This is a genomic window from Mesorhizobium sp. WSM4313, assembly GCF_002294725.1.
In the GTDB taxonomy this organism is placed as follows: domain Bacteria; phylum Pseudomonadota; class Alphaproteobacteria; order Rhizobiales; family Rhizobiaceae; genus Mesorhizobium.
On the sequence record NZ_NSFT01000005.1, the window covers coordinates 149,860 to 165,974 of the forward strand.

The 16,115-nt window shown below is 64.8% G+C and carries 18 protein-coding genes and 1 pseudogene; 4 read left to right on the forward strand and 15 right to left on the reverse strand.

The window, feature by feature from the left end:
- Positions 1 to 213 precede the first annotated feature (213 nt).
- From CK219_RS13795 to CK219_RS13810, 4 genes and pseudogenes are all read right to left on the reverse strand, one after another.
- Positions 214 to 747 (reverse strand): annotated as a pseudogene (locus CK219_RS13795) (oxidoreductase); the annotation flags it as partial.
- 52 nt (positions 748 to 799) lie between these two features.
- Positions 800 to 1,981 (reverse strand): MFS transporter, encoded by a 1,182-nt coding sequence (locus CK219_RS13800; RefSeq protein ID WP_095767314.1) that lies wholly within the window; start codon positions 1,979 to 1,981, stop codon positions 800 to 802.
- A 403-nt stretch (positions 1,982 to 2,384) separates the two neighbouring features.
- Positions 2,385 to 2,693 (reverse strand): DUF1244 domain-containing protein, encoded by a 309-nt coding sequence (locus CK219_RS13805; protein WP_095767315.1) that lies wholly within the window; start codon positions 2,691 to 2,693, stop codon positions 2,385 to 2,387.
- Positions 2,694 to 2,716: 23 nt separating this feature from the next.
- A complete protein-coding gene (locus tag CK219_RS13810; RefSeq protein ID WP_095767316.1) occupies positions 2,717 to 3,514 on the reverse strand; it encodes an N-formylglutamate amidohydrolase in 798 nt (265 codons plus the stop codon).
- A gap of 236 nt (positions 3,515 to 3,750) precedes the next feature.
- Between CK219_RS13810 and CK219_RS13815 the strand changes: the two genes are divergently transcribed.
- On the forward strand, positions 3,751 to 4,239 hold the full coding sequence (locus tag CK219_RS13815; protein ID WP_095767317.1) for a DUF1036 domain-containing protein: 489 nt from the start codon (positions 3,751 to 3,753) through the stop codon (positions 4,237 to 4,239).
- Positions 4,236 to 5,663: a pyruvate kinase gene (pyk, locus tag CK219_RS13820; RefSeq protein ID WP_095767318.1), complete on the forward strand. Its 1,428-nt coding sequence runs from the start codon at positions 4,236 to 4,238 to the stop codon at positions 5,661 to 5,663. The genes CK219_RS13815 and pyk overlap by 4 nt, the downstream gene beginning before the upstream one ends.
- A 73-nt stretch (positions 5,664 to 5,736) precedes the next feature.
- Here pyk and CK219_RS13825 read toward each other — a convergent pair whose 3' ends face one another.
- From CK219_RS13825 to ykgO, 3 genes are all read right to left on the reverse strand, one after another.
- Entirely contained in the window at positions 5,737 to 6,798 is a 1,062-nt protein-coding gene (locus CK219_RS13825) for an alpha/beta hydrolase (RefSeq protein ID WP_095767319.1), read from the reverse strand.
- Positions 6,799 to 6,938: 140 nt separating this feature from the next.
- Positions 6,939 to 7,559: a hypothetical protein gene (locus CK219_RS13830; protein ID WP_095767320.1), complete on the reverse strand. Its 621-nt coding sequence runs from the start codon at positions 7,557 to 7,559 to the stop codon at positions 6,939 to 6,941.
- A 128-nt stretch (positions 7,560 to 7,687) separates the two neighbouring features.
- A complete protein-coding gene (gene ykgO, locus CK219_RS13835) occupies positions 7,688 to 7,813 on the reverse strand; it encodes a type B 50S ribosomal protein L36 (protein ID WP_040974291.1) in 126 nt (41 codons plus the stop codon).
- A 244-nt stretch (positions 7,814 to 8,057) separates the two neighbouring features.
- On the opposite strand from ykgO, the gene CK219_RS13840 reads away from it, so the two are divergent.
- A complete protein-coding gene (locus tag CK219_RS13840) occupies positions 8,058 to 8,480 on the forward strand; it encodes a lysozyme inhibitor LprI family protein (protein ID WP_095767321.1) in 423 nt (140 codons plus the stop codon).
- Positions 8,481 to 8,698: 218 nt separating this feature from the next.
- Here CK219_RS13840 and CK219_RS13845 read toward each other — a convergent pair whose 3' ends face one another.
- From CK219_RS13845 to CK219_RS13880, 8 genes are all read right to left on the reverse strand, one after another.
- Positions 8,699 to 9,775 (reverse strand): 5-(carboxyamino)imidazole ribonucleotide synthase, encoded by a 1,077-nt coding sequence (locus tag CK219_RS13845; RefSeq protein WP_095767322.1) that lies wholly within the window; start codon positions 9,773 to 9,775, stop codon positions 8,699 to 8,701.
- The gene (purE, locus tag CK219_RS13850; RefSeq protein WP_040985297.1) at positions 9,772 to 10,269 is read right to left on the reverse strand and encodes a 5-(carboxyamino)imidazole ribonucleotide mutase; all 498 of its coding nucleotides are present in this window, start codon (positions 10,267 to 10,269) and stop codon (positions 9,772 to 9,774) included. Before purE ends, CK219_RS13845 begins: the two co-directional genes overlap by 4 nt.
- Positions 10,270 to 10,348: 79 nt before the next feature.
- The gene (locus CK219_RS13855; protein WP_095767323.1) at positions 10,349 to 11,554 is read right to left on the reverse strand and encodes an aminotransferase class V-fold PLP-dependent enzyme; all 1,206 of its coding nucleotides are present in this window, start codon (positions 11,552 to 11,554) and stop codon (positions 10,349 to 10,351) included.
- A gap of 19 nt (positions 11,555 to 11,573) precedes the next feature.
- Positions 11,574 to 12,035 carry a RidA family protein gene (locus CK219_RS13860; protein ID WP_095767324.1) on the reverse strand — a complete coding sequence of 154 codons (462 nt, stop codon included), beginning with the start codon at positions 12,033 to 12,035 and terminating at the stop codon, positions 11,574 to 11,576.
- Between the two features lie 37 nt (positions 12,036 to 12,072).
- A complete protein-coding gene (locus CK219_RS13865; RefSeq protein ID WP_095767325.1) occupies positions 12,073 to 12,864 on the reverse strand; it encodes an amino acid ABC transporter ATP-binding protein in 792 nt (263 codons plus the stop codon).
- A 3-nt stretch (positions 12,865 to 12,867) separates the two neighbouring features.
- Positions 12,868 to 13,518: an amino acid ABC transporter permease gene (locus tag CK219_RS13870; protein ID WP_095767326.1), complete on the reverse strand. Its 651-nt coding sequence runs from the start codon at positions 13,516 to 13,518 to the stop codon at positions 12,868 to 12,870.
- Position 13,519: 1 nt separating this feature from the next.
- The gene (locus CK219_RS13875) at positions 13,520 to 14,185 is read right to left on the reverse strand and encodes an amino acid ABC transporter permease (protein ID WP_095767327.1); all 666 of its coding nucleotides are present in this window, start codon (positions 14,183 to 14,185) and stop codon (positions 13,520 to 13,522) included.
- A gap of 117 nt (positions 14,186 to 14,302) precedes the next feature.
- Positions 14,303 to 15,133 (reverse strand): transporter substrate-binding domain-containing protein, encoded by an 831-nt coding sequence (locus tag CK219_RS13880; RefSeq protein ID WP_210200001.1) that lies wholly within the window; start codon positions 15,131 to 15,133, stop codon positions 14,303 to 14,305.
- A gap of 164 nt (positions 15,134 to 15,297) precedes the next feature.
- On the opposite strand from CK219_RS13880, the gene CK219_RS13885 reads away from it, so the two are divergent.
- Positions 15,298 to 16,098: an IclR family transcriptional regulator gene (locus CK219_RS13885; RefSeq protein ID WP_095767329.1), complete on the forward strand. Its 801-nt coding sequence runs from the start codon at positions 15,298 to 15,300 to the stop codon at positions 16,096 to 16,098.
- The last annotated feature ends 17 nt before the right edge of the window (positions 16,099 to 16,115 follow it).

Consider the following 16,115-nt stretch of genomic DNA (forward strand, 5'->3'; position numbering starts at 1 on the left):
GCAGAATTCTGCACCCTTGCTACGCTTCGAGGTCACGGAATGGATCCTCGGGTCTGCGCGCGTCGCTTCGCTCCTTGCTCCGCCCGTGGATGACGAGGTTGGGAGGCCTCAGCCAGTCTCCAAGGCATACGGCCTGCCAACGCAGACATGCCCGACCGATCCTTGTCGTTTGCAGCCGGGCTGCCGGATCGGCCGCTTTTTGGCATGCTGCGATCAGGCGGCGAGGCGCGACGGCTCCGCGGCGACGCCGATATCCTGCAATGCTTCCTTCACCGCGTGGTCGAGCGGGGTGTGCGGGATTTCGCCGATGACCTCCTCCAGCCGCGTCGAGACCAGCCGGTGCGCTTCGAAGCGCAGATAGGACATCGAGACGATCTCGCGCCACATGGCCACGAACGGGCTGCCGGCGCGCAGCACCTACCAGGGCATGAAGGAGAGCTTCAGCTTGCGGCCCAGCGCCCTCTCGGCCGCGGCCTTCATATCCAGGTCGGTGACGGCGTGGCCGGGGAAATTGATGGCCTCGTAGAAGCCTGTTTTGTCGAGGTTCTTCGCCAGGCCGATGAAGCCGACGGCGAAGTCCGGCAGATAGGCCCATTCATGCACGAGGTCGGCCGGGCCAGGCGCGGTGTAGACGCCCTTCTCCATCTTGGCGACGACGATGAGGTCGAACCAGGAGCCGGAGCCGGTGCCGCCGAAGAAATCGCCCGCGCGCAGGACAATGGTGCGCACGCGGCCGGCTTCGGCCTCGCCGCATGCGCATCCGCCGCCTGGCGGATTTCCTGCGCGAGGAACTGAAGCGCTATTCGGCTGGGACGGGTTCAGGTGCGAATTCGGCCCGGTGAGCGAGGCCGGCCATCAAGAGCACGACGACCAGCAGCGCGGACAGCGCAACGAAGATCGGGCCGAAGCTCGAATGCTCGGCGACGAAGCCGATTGCCGACGGCGCCACCAATATGCCGGAATAGCCCATGGTGGTGACGACGCTCATGCCGGTGCCGGACGACATGCCTTCCTGATTGCCGCCGGCCGAAAAGATGATCGGCACCATGTTGGCAATGCCGAAGCCGCAGAAAGCAAAGGCGGTTATGGCAAGGTAAGGCGAGGGCGAGAGGCCGGCGACCAGCATGCCGGCGGCGGCGACCAGCGCGGAGCCGCGCAAGGTCGACACCGCGCCGAAGCGGTTGCGCACGCCGTCGCCCAGGAAACGCATCAGCGCCATGACCCCGGAGAAGGCGGCATAGGCCAGCCCGGCGACCGCGAGATCGGCGCCCAGTTCCTGGTGCAGGAAGAGCGCCGCCCAGTCGAGCACCGCGCCCTCCGAGATCATGGTGAGCAGCGCCATCAGCCCGACCAGATAGACGGCCATGTGCCGCGGCAGCGTGAACTTCTGGTGCTCGACCGCCTGCGGCCGGCCCTCGGCGATGAGATAACGAACGGCAAACGCAATGACGGCAAAGGCGATCACCGTCACCGCGACGGCATGGGCAAGATAGCCGTAATTCTGGATCGAGTAGCCGCCGAGCGCGCCACCGGCGAAGCCGCCGAGGCTCCAGAAGCCGTGCGACGACGACATGATCGCGCGCGAAAGCCGCCTTTCCACCACGACGGCATTCGAGTTCATCGCGACATCCATGCCGCCGATTGAGCCGCCGAAGACGAGCATGGCAATCGCCGCCAGCGGAACGTTAGGGGCGAGCGCCACGATCAGCAGGCCGAAGCTGCCGCAGACACCGAACCAGCGCGTCACGCTGCGCGAGCCGTGCCGGGAGATCAGATGGCCGCACCAGGTCATGGCAATGACCGCGCCGACGCCGAACAGGAGGATCAGCAGGCCGAGAGTGAATCGGGTGATGTCGAGCCGGGTGAGGAACACCGGGATCTGCGGCGCCCAGCTGCCGGTCAAGAAACCATTGGCGACGAAAATACCGGCGACGGCCCAGCGGCCGCGCGCCGCGGCCTGCATCGTGGTTTGCACGCTCATGGTCTCAAATCCGCCATGCAAAGGATTCGCGCGGCAAATTAGATCGATTCAATTTGTAGTCAAGGACCGCAGTGGGGAAGTGTTTGGACCAAGGGCGCGATCGGGGGTCGGCGTCGTTCGCGACAGGCTGCTGCTTTGACGATTGCTGCGACGCCTCTCCGTTCGTCATCCACGGGCGGAGCAAGGAGCGAAGCGACGCGCGTAGACCCGAGGATCCATTCCGTGACTTAGGAGCGTTGCAGCGGTGCAGAAGGTCCCCGAGCGGCGCCGTTGCGATGATATTCTGGACCGCGGCATTCTTCGGCAGGCGTCACGGAATGGATTCCAGGGTCTGCGCGCGTCGCTTCGCTCCTTGCTCCGCCCTAGAATGACGAAGCCGCAGGGACGAGCCATACAAGGCCGCTCAGTGATCCTTCGGCCGTCGCGCCTCGAATTCCGCCTTCTTGGCTTCCGACGCCTCGGTTTGGTTGAGCGCCTGCCATTCGGCATAGGGCATGCCGTAGATGATCTCGCGCGCAGCGTCTTTCGACAACGCCACACCCTCGGCCTCGGCGGCTTCGCGATACCAGTTGGATAGGCAGTTGCGGCAGAAGCCGGCGAGGTTCATCAGGTCGATGTTCTGGACATCGCCGCGCTCGCGCAGATGCGCCACCAGCCGGCGGAACGCGGCTGCCTCGAAATCGCGTTTCTGGTCGTCGTTGAGCTCGGTCATGGGGAACTCCGCCGTCGGTCTCGTCACACAGGTCCGGTGCGCGAGCCGAACATTTTCACCTGATGAATATCGGGGCGCCGGTCGATGGCGTCAACGATCGGCGCCAAGCGTTCGGCCCAGGCCAAGGCGCCGGCGCGGTCGGCGATCAGGTCCTGACGGATTTCGATCAGAGCATGTGCGTAGCCGTTGACGATGGCATGGCGGAACATGGTGTCGCCGCGCAGCGCGCCGTCATAGGGTTCGTTGTCGCCGACGACGAGGGACTTGTCCTCGGCCAGCATGTCGATCAGCGGCCGCGCCACGCGGTCGTCTCGGTCCCACAGGACGCCGACATGCCAGGGGCGGACAAAACCCTGCATCGCCGGCGTGAAGGAATGCACGGAGAGGATGAACGGCGCCTTGCCCGAAGCATGGGCGACGGAGGCGATCATCGCCCCGACGGCGTCGTGATAGGGCCGGTAGAAACGGTCGAGCCGCCGCTCGCGCTCCTCCCGGGCAATCGGATAGTTTCCCGGCACCACGGTCCCATCATAGAGCTGGCGGATCATGGTTGGGTCGTCCTCGCCCCGGTTGGGGTCGATCAGCAGCCGCGAGAAGCCGGCAAGCACCGCCGGCACGTCAAGCGCAGCGGCGAGCTCGCGCGTCACCGTCTCGACGCCGATGTCATAGGCGATGTGACGGTCGAATTCGGACGCCGGCAAGCCGAGACTGCCGTATTCGTCGGGGAGATCGCGGCGGGCGTGGTCGGCGAGAAGCACGACGCCTTTCTTGCGGTCGCCCTCGACTATGTCGAACGGCGTGAAAACTGTGGATCGGGTCATCGGCTGAAAAGGGGATGGCGGCTGCGATGTGCTATCGTCATTCCACGAAGAGGACGCCGGCGCAATGCCGTTGTTTGGCCAAGGTTTCCGCAAAAAATCCCCGACCGAGGGGAGAATTTGCGCGACGGGCCCTTCTAAATCGATTGGAATTGAACAAAACGGCGCGTTGACATGCGCCCGGAGTTTGCTGAAAAGGGCTTCGAGAGATGCAAATGTGGTTCGCAAGGGGATCTGCTATGGGTTTTGCCGGTCGGTTGCGCAAGCGCCTGGCCGTGCCGTTGCTGATCGTCGGCGCGGGTTTTTTTGCGATAGCCGCGACCTCGCCGGCCCGGGCCGACTTCCGCGTTTGCAACGCGACGCAAAATCTGGTGGGCGTCGGCATCGGCTATCGCGCCAAGGCCGGCTGGATCACCGAGGGCTGGTGGCACATCGAAGGATCGACCTGCAAGACGCTGATCGAGGGTCCGCTGTCATCAAGGTTTTACTATCTTTATGCAGAAGACGCCGAACGTGGCGGGCGCTGGGACGGCCCGATCAACATGTGCGTCGCCGAAAAAGAGTTCAAGATAGCCGGCGTGAATGATTGCGTCGCCCGGGGCTTCCAACGCGCCGGATTTCAGGAATATGACACGGGCGAGCAGGCCAGCTGGATGGTCCAGCTGACCGACGAGCCCGCAACGGGAGGCGCGCCAGCGACCCCCGCTCCGGGAACAAACAGTCAATGAGACGTAGCCGCAAGGTCAAGATCCTCGCCACCATCGGTCCGGCTTCCTCCTCCGAGGAGATGCTGAGAAAGCTCTTCGAAGCGGGCGCAGATGTCTTCCGCATCAATATGAGCCATACCGACCACGAGCTGATGCGCACGCTGGTCGGCCGCATCCGCGCCGTCGAGGCGGCCGTCGGCCGACCGATCGGCATCCTGGCCGACCTGCAGGGCCCGAAGCTCAGGGTCGGCAAGTTCGCCAACGTCAAGGAAGCGCTGGCTGTCGGCCAGACTTTCACGCTCGACGACAATCCCGAAGCCGGCACGTCGAAGCGGGTATATCTGCCGCATCCCGAAATCCTGAGTTCGGTCGAGGCCGGTCACCGTCTTTTGATCGACGACGGCAAGCTGGAGCTGAAGGCGCTGAAGAGCGACGGCAAATCGATCACCTGCACGGTCGTCGCCGGCTCGGGCATTTCCGACAAGAAGGGCGTCAGCCTGCCCGACACCGACCTGCCGGTCGGCGCGCTGACCGAGAAGGACCGTGCCGATCTCGACGCGGTTCTTGCCACCGGCGTCGACTGGGTGGCGCTGTCCTTCGTGCAGCGGCCGGAGGACCTGGCGGAGGCCCGCAAGATCGCGCGCGGCCGCGCGCTGATCATGGCCAAGATCGAGAAGCCGCAGGCGGTGGCCCGACTTCCTGAGATCATCGAGCTCTCCGACGCGCTGATGGTCGCCCGCGGCGATCTCGGCGTCGAGATGCCGCTGGAAGCCGTGCCCGGCATCCAGAAGCAGATCACGCGCGCGGCGCGCCGCGCCGGCAAGCCGGTGGTGATCGCCACGCAGATGCTGGAATCGATGATCACAGCGCCCGTGCCGACCCGCGCCGAGGTCTCCGACGTGTCGATCGCCGTCTTCGAAGGCGCGGACGCGATCATGCTTTCGGCCGAATCCGCGGCCGGCGCCTATCCGGTCGAGGCGGTCGCCATGATGAACCGCATTGCCACCAAGGTCGAAACCGACCCGACCTATGCCGGCATCATCAATGCGCAGCGCTCGGAGCCGGAAGCCACCGGCGCAGACGCCATCTCGCTGGCCGCGCGCGAGATCGCCGAGACGCTGAAACTGTCGGCGATCATCTCCTACACCGCGTCGGGCACCACCGGTCTGCGCGCCGCGCGCGAGCGCCCGCAGGTGCCGATCGTGGCGTTGTCGCCGATCGTCAACACGGCGCGCCGGCTGTCGCTTTTGTGGGGCACGCATTGCGTCGTCTCGCCGGACGCGACCGACCTCGACGACATGGTCGACCGGGCCTGCCGCATCGCGCTGGAGGAAGGCTTCGGCAAGCCGGGCGACCGCGTCATCATCACGGCCGGCGTGCCGCTGCGGACGCCGGGCTCGACCAACATGCTGCGGATTGCCTATGTGGGGTCGGAGACTCACTAGAGCGTAGTCGATATTCGGGTGAGGCCGGCCTGACCCGAATCTCAACACGCCCTTGGCGCTTGAACCTCCGAGTTCAGCCCGGCGCGAGTTCTGCGTCTGGCACCCGGAGCTCAGGACATCTACCGGCACCTTGCGCATCGCCGGCGATCCGGCCTTCCACGGTTTTCGCCAGCACGTGGAGATCGACCGGCGCGCCGGCCACTTTCGCAATGGCACCGACCACGAGGTCGGGCGCGATCCAGTCCGGCTTGTGGCCGAGATTGTGGATCCAGACCAGTTCGGCGCCGGGAACGTCGCGTTCCAGGCCGACGGAATGGATCGTGGCGTAGACCACCTTGTCGCGATCGCCCGAGATGACGACCGTCGGCGCCTTGATTGCGCGATAGCCAGGCGAGGCGGCGCGAACATAGTCGTAGAGCTGGGCGACATCGCGGGCGTTGGCGCGGAAGGCGGACGGCCGCAGCACCAGCGGGATCGAGGCATTGTCGACGTAGGAGTCCGGCACAGCGTTCGGCGAGAAGACGCAAGACGTCGCGCCGCCGATCTGCAGCATGCCGGCCGGATAGGCGAGCGTTTCGGAAAACAGCCAGCCGATCGCCGGCGTGGCCGTGAGCTTGTAGTACCAGGCGGTCGCGCCGCCCGGCCAGGGATGCGTGGCGGGCGAAAGGAAGACGAGGCCAAGCGTTTTTTCCGGATGCTGACGGGCGAAGGCCGTGGTGATCGCGCCGCCGAAGGAATGGGCGACGATGACTGCGTCGCGGATTCCCAGCCGGTCCATCAGCGCGGCAATGGTATCCGCCTGCTTCGCCAACGTCTCATTGTCTCCGCGCTCCGACCAGCCGAGCCCCGGGCGGTCCAGGAACAGCATTTCGGCGCGACCCTCGAGGAGGGGCTTCAGCGGCAGCATCTGGTCCTTGAGATTGGCGCTGGCGCCATGGATGAAGACGACCGGCGGCAGGTCGGCGCCGGCGGGCGCCGGGATATGGACGTAATGGATGCGCGCGCCATCGATCTCGGCGAAGGCGCCGATAGGCGGGCTGCGCCGCTCGACCAGCCAGACGCCGGCGCGGGTGACGCCGGCGAAGGCAAAGAGGAGAGCAACGAGGAAGAGGAGGGCGGCGCAGATGAGATTCATGAGGGGAGTAGGGGAGTAGGGCAGTAGGGCAGTAGGGCAGTAGGCAGTAGGCAGTAGGCAGTAGGCAGTAGGCAGTAGGCAGTAGGCAGTAGGCAGTAGGTTGCTCTCTTTCCTATTGCCTACTGCCCAATTCCTACTGCCTAAATCCCCTCGCCGGCGAGCTCTTCCGAGAGCGTCGAGACCTGGTTCTGGGCGCTGCGCATCATCGGGTAGATCGCCAGCACCTTTTGCCAAGCCTCCAGCGCCGACTGCTTGTGGCCGGTTTCGGCCATGATCTGAGCGAGGCCCGAAAGCGCGCCGAAATGGCGCGGCTCGAGCTGCAAGGTGCGGTCGATGTCGGCCATCGACTTCCCGTAATTCTTCATCATGAAATGGACGGTGGCGCGGCGGTTCCAGCCTTCGGCATAGTCGGGCTGCAAGGTCACGACCTGGTCGAGGAAGTCGAGGGCGACGTCGAATTTCTGGTCTTCCGTCGCCTTTTGCGCCCATTGCATCATCAGGTCGATCGAGGCACTGCCCGACTGGTTCCACTCGTTCCAGATGCGGCCGGCGATGCGCTCGGCGGCCTTTTCATTGCGCTCGCGCTTCAACTCAGCGAAGAGCTGGTCGAGGCGGCCCTGCCTGGTCGGAGCGGCGGGCGGCGGTGTTGTGGCGGGCGGCGAGGCATCTGGCGGCAGCGCGCCGGGCACCGTTTCTGCCCCTGCAGGCAAAACTGTGCCGGAGAGCAAAAGGGCGGCGAGAAATGCAAAACGAATCCGCATCGCCGGAATCTAGTCCCGGACGGCGGATCGTCAAAGCGATTTTAGCGTGAGAGCGCCGGCGAACCGGCAATCGACACCAGCGCGGCGAGGACGCCGCGCAGCAAGCGACAGCAAGCTGCGCTCAAGCCTCAGCCCTGGCGCGCCTTGTAGCGCGGAGCGGTCTTGTTGATGATGTAGATGCGTCCCTTGCGGCGAACCAGCCGGTTGTCGCGGTGACGCGCCTTGAGCGCCTTGAGCGAATTCTTGATCTTCATGGTCTTGCCTGTTCGGTCAGGGCCCGTCCCGGGCCGAATTTTAAAAGGCGCGCCCGGAAAAAGCGCGCCTTGGAACTTGCGTGGCTCATAAACGAGGTGCCTTGCCCGTGTCAACCACGTGTGCGCGCCCCGAATGCCACAAGTGGGCCGGCAGATCAAATATTCGCCATCCGGCAGCACGGCATTGCGCGACTCAAGGGCGGCTGGGATGGTGCGGTCTCGCCGAAACGACCGGAGATTGCACATGCGCCGCCTGCTTTTGCCTGCCTGTCTTGCCTTGCTCGCGACGGCCCCGGCAGCTTTTGCCGAGGACTGCGACCGCAATGACGACAGCCAGTCGATGCTGAACATTTGCGCCGATGCCGACTACCAGGCGGCCGATGCCAAGCTCAACGCTGCCTACAAGAACATCATCGGCAGCAACGATCAGGCCTCGAACAAGCTGCTGCAGACGGCGCAACGCGCCTGGATCGCATTCCGCGACGCCGAATGCGCCTATTCGACTGCCGACAGCGAGGGCGGATCCATCCATCCGATGGAGGTTTCGCAGTGCCTGACGACGCTGACCAATGATCGCATCAAGCAGTTGACCTCCGACGCCAACTGCAAGCTGAGCGATCCGAGTTGCGCGGGCTCAGAGGGGGACGACGACCAGGACATGCAGTAGGGTGTGCTGATATTCAGGTGATGCCAGCCTGCAAATGATGGTTTCCTGCGCTCCGGTGCTCACGGACCCGAATGTCCGCTCCGCTCCGGCCTTCGCCGGCCGAAGCACTCATAATTGTCTTCGCCCGATGAAGGCTACGGCCGGCGTAGGCCGGTTCTCGAAAGCCACCATTTTCGGCTTGGCCTGACCTGAATCTCAACACACCCTAGGGCGCGGGCTCAGCCTCTGCGTCGAATCCGCGTGAAATGGCCCATCTTGCGGCCGGGGCGCGACTCGGCCTTGCCGTAGAGATGCAACATCAGGTCGGGCTCAGCCACCAGCGCCGGCACTTTCAGCATGTCGTCGCCGATCAGGTTTTCCATGACGCAGTCAAAATGCCGGGCGGGCGAACCCAGCGGCAGGCCGGCGACGGCGCGGATATGCTGCTCGAACTGCGAGACGACGCAGGCGGCCTCGGTCCAGTGGCCGGAATTGTGCACGCGCGGTGCCAGCTCGTTGGCCAGAAGCGCGCCGTCGGCCAGCACGAAGAACTCGACTCCGATGACGCCGACATAGCCGAGCGCGGAAAGGATTTTCGCGGCTGCCTCCTTGGCGGCGGCGGCCGTTTCCGGGCGGATGGCGGCCGGCAAGGTCGAGGTCCGCAGGATGCCTTCGCGGTGGACATTCTCGGCCGGATCGTAAGCCGCGACCGAGCCGTCCAGCCCACGCGCGGCGATCACCGAAATTTCGCGCTCGAAGGCGACCAGCGATTCCAGGATCAGCGGCACATTGCCCATCGCCTCGCAGACGCCGGCAAAGCCGGCTGTCTCAATATCGCGGAAGACGCGCTGGCCCTTGCCGTCATAGCCCATGCGGCGGGTCTTCAGCACGCCGCTGCCGTTGAACGTTTTGAGGACCTCGGTCAGTTGATCGTCATTGTCGACCGGACAGAACTCCGCCGTCGGGATGCCGATGCCATTGAGAAAGCTTTTTTCGGTGAGGCGATCCTGCGCGACTTCAAGCGCACGGGCCGGCGGATAGACTGGGACCGTTGCCGCCAGCGTTTGCGCCGCGGCGACCGGGACGTTCTCGAATTCGTAAGTGACGACGGCGCTGGCACTGGCCAGTTCGGCGAGCGCCGCCGGATCGTCATAGGCGGCGACGATCTGTCGGTTGGCGACCTGCGCGGCCGGGCAGTCGGCCTGCGGTTCCAGCACAACGACACGGTAGCCGAGCCGCGCCGCAGCCATCGCCAGCATACGGCCAAGCTGGCCGCCGCCGATGATGCCGATGGTCGATCCGGGCGCCAGACTCACGGCGTGTCCGTCGGCTCGGCGGCAACCTTGGCGGTCTGCGCCGAGCGCCAGGCATCGAGCCGGGCCGCGAGCTTATCATCGTTCAGCGCCAGCACCGCCGCTGCGAGAAGCGCTGCATTGGCGGCCCCCGCCTTGCCGATCGCCAAAGTGCCGACCGGGATGCCGGCCGGCATCTGCACGATGGAAAGCAGCGAGTCCTGGCCTGAAAGCGCCTTGGATTCCACCGGAACGCCGAAGACGGGCAGCGGCGTCATTGCGGCCGTCATGCCGGGCAGATGCGCCGCTCCGCCGGCGCCGGCGATGATCACCTTGTAACCGGCGGCCTTGGCGCCCTTGGCGAACTCATAGAGGCGGTCGGGCGTGCGGTGGGCGGAGACGATCAGCCGCTTGTGCGGGATGCCCAGCGCCTCCAGCGTTTCCGCCGCCTGGCGCATCGTCGCCCAGTCGGACTGGCTGCCCATGATGATGGCGACGTCGGCACGCTGATCGGTCAAGGTGTGGCTCCGCGGCGGCAAAGGCGCGCCTTAGCGGAATTCGCCGACAGCCGCAAGGATGTGGCGAATGCGCACCGAGCTAGTCCGGCCAACACAAAGAGCCCGAAGAGTCCTTGCGCGCGATTTTCATCGCATCGGACGGACGCTCCTTCGCCGTCAACACGGCGCGCAGCTGCTCGGCGACGATCTCCGCTTCGCCGGGATGCAAATTGCAGGGGTCGAGGAAAAAATGGCCGCGCTCGACCTCGTGGTTGCGGACGATCACCGGCGGCGAGCCGGCGGCCAAAGCGGAAGCCAGGCCGGCGGCGGTGAAGCGGCTTTCCGGGCGCACGAAGACCTGCAGGCGGTCGAGCGGATTGTTGGTCGGGTCGGGAATGATCTCAGCACCGATGCCGGGGATGCCTTGAAGTGAATCCTTCCACAGATTGAGCGCCGCCTCCTCGCGCCGGCGGATGCCGGCATGGTCGCGTTTCTCCCAGGCGTCGAGCGCCGCCATTGTACCGGCAATGCTTTCCTTGCCGACCTTCATGGCGCGCGCAACGCCGCGGTTCTGCAGATAAGCGGCGCGTACCAGGTCCTTGCGGCCGGTGACGATGCCGCTGGTCGGGCCCGAAAGGAATTTGTGGCCACTATAGACGACGATGTCGGCGCCGCGCGCCAGGAAGCTGCGCAGGTCATATTCGGACGCGGCATCAACGATCACTGGAATGTTCTTGGCATGACAGATCTCGCAGAATTCCTCCAGCGAGAGCATGCCGTATTGCACGGTGTGGTGGGCGACGACGTAGAGAGCCGCCGCCGTCCGTTCATTGATCGCTTCGCGCACGTGATAGTCCTGGGTGACGCTGACGGTGCCCGCCGGAATGACCTTGGCGCCGGCGACGCGGATCGACTGGTCGATGGGCGCGCCATAGTTGACGATGTGGCCGAGCTGGATGACGACCTCGGACTTCAGCCCTTCGGTGTCGTCCGGCAGGCGTTCGATCGCGAGAAGATTGGTGCCTGTCATTGCGCCGGCGATGGCCATGGTGATGCCCGAGGCGCAGCAGGCGGTGATGAAGCCGGCCTCGCCGCCGGTGAGGCGTGCGACCACCGCGCTCGCGGCGCGCTGCAAATCGTCCATCTCCACCCATTGCGAAGCGATCTCGGCCATGGCGCTGATCGCTTCGGGAACGATGATCGAGGCGCCCAGCGCCGTCATCGTGCCCGAGACATTGATGATTGGCCTCAAGCCCAGCCGCTCGCGGATGGTGGTGTTGGAGCCGGTGTCGGAATAGGTCTTCATGTGAGTGGACTCCGTTAAGTCAGGCGGCGATCTCCACGACCGCTTCGATTTCGACAGTGATATTGCGTGGCAGCGAGCCGACGCCGATGGCCGAGCGAGCATGGCCGCCAAGCTTGTCGAAAACATCGGCGAAGAGATCCGAGCAGCCGTTGACCACTTTGGGGTGGTCGCTGAAGGTCGGCGTGGCATTGACGAAGCCGAGCAGCTTCACGACCCGCACGATGCGGCCGAGATCGCCCGCCGCGGCATGCATGACGGCGAGCAAATTGAGGCCGGTGAGGCGGGCATGCTCATAGGCCTGCTCCACGGTGACGTCATCGCCGACCTTGCCGGTGCAAAGCGTGCCGTCGGCACGCAGCGGCCCCTGTCCCGAAAGAAAGATCAGCCGGCCGCTCTCGGCATGGGTGACGAAATTGGCGATGGGCGTCGGCGGCTCCGGCAACGTCAGGCCGAGCTCGGCGAGCCGTATGTAAGGCGACATGGAAGGGTACTCCCTGGATGGCCGACGCCATCCGCTTTCAGAAATGCGAGGCGCGGAAACGCGCCAGAAATGCGCGGAGGCGCTCGTTGGTCGTTTCCGCCGCGAGCACTTCTTTCGGCGGACCGACGGCCGAGACACCGCCATCGGCCATGAAGACGATGCGGCTGGAGGCATCGCGGGCGAAGGCCATCTCGTGCGTGACCATCACCATGGTCATCCCGTCTTCGGCGAGGCTGCGGACCACCGCCAGCACCTCTCCGACGAGCTCCGGGTCGAGCGCCGAGGTGATCTCGTCGAGCAGCAGGATTTTGGGCTCCATGGCGACTGCGCGGGCAATGCCGACTCGCTGCTGCTGGCCACCCGAAAGTTCGGCGGGCAGGCTGTCTGCCTTGTGGGCGAGGCCGACGCGGCTCAGCCAATGCTCGGAGATCGAGCGCGCCTCCGTCTTGCTCTTGCCGCGCACCTTGGTCAGGCCGAGCATAATGTTGCCGGCGGCGGTCAGATGCGGGAAGAGGTTGAAGCTCTGGAACACCATGCCGGTCTCGGCGCGCATGGCGGCCAAATCGCGTTCGCTGCGCCGCTGGCGCGCGCCGCCGTCGCGAAAGCCGACCTCCTTGCCGTCGATGCGAATCGAGCCGCTGTCATAGCTTTCGAGGAAGTTGACGCAGCGCAGCAGCGTGGTCTTGCCGCTGCCCGAAGGGCCGATAATGGTCACCACCTCGCCCTTCGCCACCTGCAAGCTGACCGAGCGCAGCACACTGACCGAGCCGAAGGATTTCGAGACCTCGGCAATGTCGAGAAGCGCTGGGTTGTCGTTCGAACTGGCCATCACTTAATCCCGGATGAAAGCGAAGCGCCGTTCCAGCCGCCGGCTGGCATAGGAAAGCGCATAATTGACGGCGAAATAGATGAGAGCGCCGAGGATATAGAGCGGCATCGCCTCATAGGTGCGGCCGATGACCTGGTTGATCGCCTGCATCAGATCGGTGATGCCGAGCAGCGAAACCAGCGCGCTGCCCTTCACGGCATCGGTGACGCCATTGATCCAGGGCGGCAGGAAGCGGCGGAAGGCCTGCGGGAAGATCACCGAGGTGAGGCGCTGGCGGAAGGTGAGGCCGATCGCCATCGCCGCTTCCGACTGGCCTTTCGGGATCGAGGCGACGGCGCCGCGGACATATTCGACGACCTGCGCCGTCTTGAACAAGGTCAGCGCCAGCACCGCCGCCCAGAAGGACTGAAGGTGCACGCCGACCGCGGGCAGACCGTAATAGACGAAGAACATCAGCACCAGGATCGGGATGCCGCGGATAGTGTCCGAGAAGATGCGCACCGCCCAACGCAGCGGCGCTGGCCCGTAGACCAGGCCGACGCCCAGCAGGACCCCGGCGATCAAGGACAGGACCACGACCAGCAGCGAGACCCATAAGGTCACGGCGAAGCCTTCGGCAAGGAACGGCAGGGCGTAGAGGATCTGGCTCAGCATCTCAGCGCGCCGCCCTGAACCGGCGTTCGACCAGCCGCAGCGCAAACAGCAAGGTGTAGCCGGTCAGCAGATACATCGCCGTCGTCACCAGATAGACCTCGACGATGCGGAACGTGTTGAAGTTGATCCACTGGGCGCCGTAGGTGAGCTCGGGCACCGAGATCACCGAGGCGATCGAGGTGTCTTTGAACAGTGAGATGAAGGTGTTGGACAGTGCGGGCAGCGTGATGCGCAGCATCGTCGGCAGGCGTACGTGGATCAGGCGCTGCCATGGAGTAAGGCCGATCGCCTTGCCGGCGTCGAGCTGACCGCGCGGCACCGCTTCCAGGCCTGAGCGGAACACCTCGACGAGATAGGCGCCGCTATAGACCGATAGCGTCAGGACAAACGAGGTAGGGGCGCTGTAGGCAAGGTCCACGACCGTCGGCAGGCCGTAGAAGACCAAATAGACCAGCAGGATCAGCGGTACGTTGCGGATGAATTCGACATAGGCGGCGATGATGGCGCGCACCACGCGTCCGGCCGAGACATACCAGACGGCCAGCACCAAGCCGATGACGATGCCGATGGCGATCGAGATGACGGCAAGCTCGAGGCTGAGCAGCAGGCCGCCCCATAGCTTGTCGAAATGGCGCCAGATCAGGTTGAAATTGAGCGTATAGCCCATGCGTCCGTCTCAATGGCCCGCGGTGAACATAGCATTCATCATTCGCATGGGCCGGTGTGAGGAGAACAGGCGGAAGAACGGTTGCCCCGCCCTTCCGCCGGTTGGTCGTGTGGCGCGTCAGATGACCGGGAAGCCCGGATGGCGCGGCGGCGGCTCCTGACCGAAATATTCCTTGAAGGCGGCATCGTAGAGCGCCGTCTCATGGCCGAACATGGCGATGGTGAAGGTCTGGTTGACGAAGGTCAGCCAGTCGAGGTCGCCTTGCCGGACCGCAGCGCCGTAAAGCATCGAGTACCAGCTCTTGCCGGCGTCGAAATACTTGTCGGGATTGCGCGAGGCGAGCCAGCGCACCGTCGACAGATCGACAGCGGCGGCATCGGCGCGCTTGGACTCCAACGCCTGCAGAACGTTCGCCTGGGTATCGATCTGCAGCACCTGCGCCTGCGGCAGGGCAAAATGCACCGAGCTTTCGGCGTCGACATTCTGCAGGATCGAGATGCGCGTGGCGGAACCGTTCGCCAGGAGCTTGTCGAAGGTCTTGTTCTCGGAGCCGGGCAAAGTCAGCAGCGCGACGCCTTCAACGTAATATGGCCGCGAGAAGTGGATCAGCTGCGAGCGCTGCGCCGTCATGGTCATGAACTGGATGGTGATGTCGACCTTGTTGGTCGTCACGTTCGGAATACGCTGCGCCGGATCCTGCATGACGAACTCGACCTTGGTCGGGTCGTCGAAGAGGCCCTTGGCAAGGATGCGGCCCATGGTGATGTCCATACCGACCAGCTCGCCGGCATCGTTTTCGAAATGCCACGGCGCGTTGGTGCTGCCGGTGCCGACGATCAGCTTGCCGCGATCGAGCGCGGTGCGCAGGACGCTGTCGGACGCGGCTTGCGCCGCCGCCTTCTCGGCGCTGATGGCGGTGAGCGCGCCGGCGGTAGCCAGGCCCGCCATTCCCAGTTTCAGAAAATCACGTCTGCCGGATGTGTCGTTCACGGCGACCTCCTTTGATGGTGTGTTCCCCAATGCAGCAGAGATACGCGTCGCAATCAGCGATTGTCTCTTACAAGAGACGTGTGTATCCTGTACAAGACAGATACTAGCACTAGGAATCGACAATGCAAGAGAGTGAAACGCTGACCGAGTGGCCAAGCGACGGTGCGGATGAAGAGCGGCCGACGGGCTCGCGCGAGAAGGGGCTCAACAGGGCCTTGAACATCCTGGAATTCCTGCACGCCAACCAGCGTGCGATCGGCATCGGCGACCTGGCCAAAGGGCTCAATGCGCCGCGCTCGACGACCTATACGCTGGTGCGCGAGTTGGTCGAAGCCGGGCTGCTGGAAATGGCTGGCGACGGCAACCGCGTCTATTTCGGCAAGAAGCTCTATCTCTATGGAATGGCTTATATGCGCGGCAACGACCTGCTCAGGCGCGGCCGCCAGGAGGTCGACACGCTGTCGCGAGAAACCGGCGAGACGTCCGAGCTCTGCATGCTGCAGAGCGGCCGCTACACGATCGTCCATTCGAGCCCGGGCACCAGGCCGTTCCGCATCAGTTCGGCCACCGGCCTGCAGATCCCGCTGCCTTGGACAGCCTCCGGCAGGCTGCTGCTTGCCGGCCTCGACCGCGGCGGGATCGAAGCGATGGTCACGCGAGACGACCTCGTGCTGCCAGACGGCCGCAAGCTCGAACTCGATGATTTCATCGACGATATCGCGCGGGCGCGCATCACCGGCTATTGCGTCACGTCAGGCCTGGTCGATGCCTACACCAAATGCCTTGCGGCGCCAGTGTTCTCTGCGCCAGGCAAGGTCGAAGCGACCATGTGCCTTGTGGTGCCGATCGACACGTCCGAAGAACGGACCGGCGAACTTCTCGCGCTGCTGCGCGAACGCGCGGCACGGCTATCGATCTCTTGACGGTGCGGGGCGATCCG

Excerpts from the sequence above, each read along its gene's own strand:
- CK219_RS13860 (WP_095767324.1), bottom strand. The coding sequence starts at position 12,035 with ATGTCGCCTTACATACGGCTCGCCGAGCTCGGCCTGACGTTGCCGGAG.
- ykgO (WP_040974291.1), bottom strand. The coding sequence starts at position 7,813 with ATGAAGATCAAGAATTCGCTCAAGGCGCTCAAGGCGCGTCACCGCGAC.
- CK219_RS13800 (WP_095767314.1), bottom strand. The coding sequence starts at position 1,981 with ATGAGCGTGCAAACCACGATGCAGGCCGCGGCGCGCGGCCGCTGGGCC.
- CK219_RS13885 (WP_095767329.1), top strand. The coding sequence starts at position 15,298 with ATGCAAGAGAGTGAAACGCTGACCGAGTGGCCAAGCGACGGTGCGGAT.
- pyk (WP_095767318.1), top strand. The coding sequence starts at position 4,236 with ATGAGACGTAGCCGCAAGGTCAAGATCCTCGCCACCATCGGTCCGGCT.
- CK219_RS13825 (WP_095767319.1), bottom strand. The coding sequence starts at position 6,798 with ATGAATCTCATCTGCGCCGCCCTCCTCTTCCTCGTTGCTCTCCTCTTT.
- CK219_RS13810 (WP_095767316.1), bottom strand. The coding sequence starts at position 3,514 with ATGACCCGATCCACAGTTTTCACGCCGTTCGACATAGTCGAGGGCGAC.
- CK219_RS13880 (WP_210200001.1), bottom strand. The coding sequence starts at position 15,133 with ATGGCGGGCCTGGCTACCGCCGGCGCGCTCACCGCCATCAGCGCCGAG.
- CK219_RS13830 (WP_095767320.1), bottom strand. The coding sequence starts at position 7,559 with ATGCGGATTCGTTTTGCATTTCTCGCCGCCCTTTTGCTCTCCGGCACA.
- CK219_RS13865 (WP_095767325.1), bottom strand. The coding sequence starts at position 12,864 with ATGGCCAGTTCGAACGACAACCCAGCGCTTCTCGACATTGCCGAGGTC.
- CK219_RS13840 (WP_095767321.1), top strand. The coding sequence starts at position 8,058 with ATGCGCCGCCTGCTTTTGCCTGCCTGTCTTGCCTTGCTCGCGACGGCC.
- CK219_RS13870 (WP_095767326.1), bottom strand. The coding sequence starts at position 13,518 with ATGCTGAGCCAGATCCTCTACGCCCTGCCGTTCCTTGCCGAAGGCTTC.
- CK219_RS13875 (WP_095767327.1), bottom strand. The coding sequence starts at position 14,185 with ATGGGCTATACGCTCAATTTCAACCTGATCTGGCGCCATTTCGACAAG.
- CK219_RS13815 (WP_095767317.1), top strand. The coding sequence starts at position 3,751 with ATGGGTTTTGCCGGTCGGTTGCGCAAGCGCCTGGCCGTGCCGTTGCTG.
- CK219_RS13855 (WP_095767323.1), bottom strand. The coding sequence starts at position 11,554 with ATGAAGACCTATTCCGACACCGGCTCCAACACCACCATCCGCGAGCGG.
- CK219_RS13805 (WP_095767315.1), bottom strand. The coding sequence starts at position 2,693 with ATGACCGAGCTCAACGACGACCAGAAACGCGATTTCGAGGCAGCCGCG.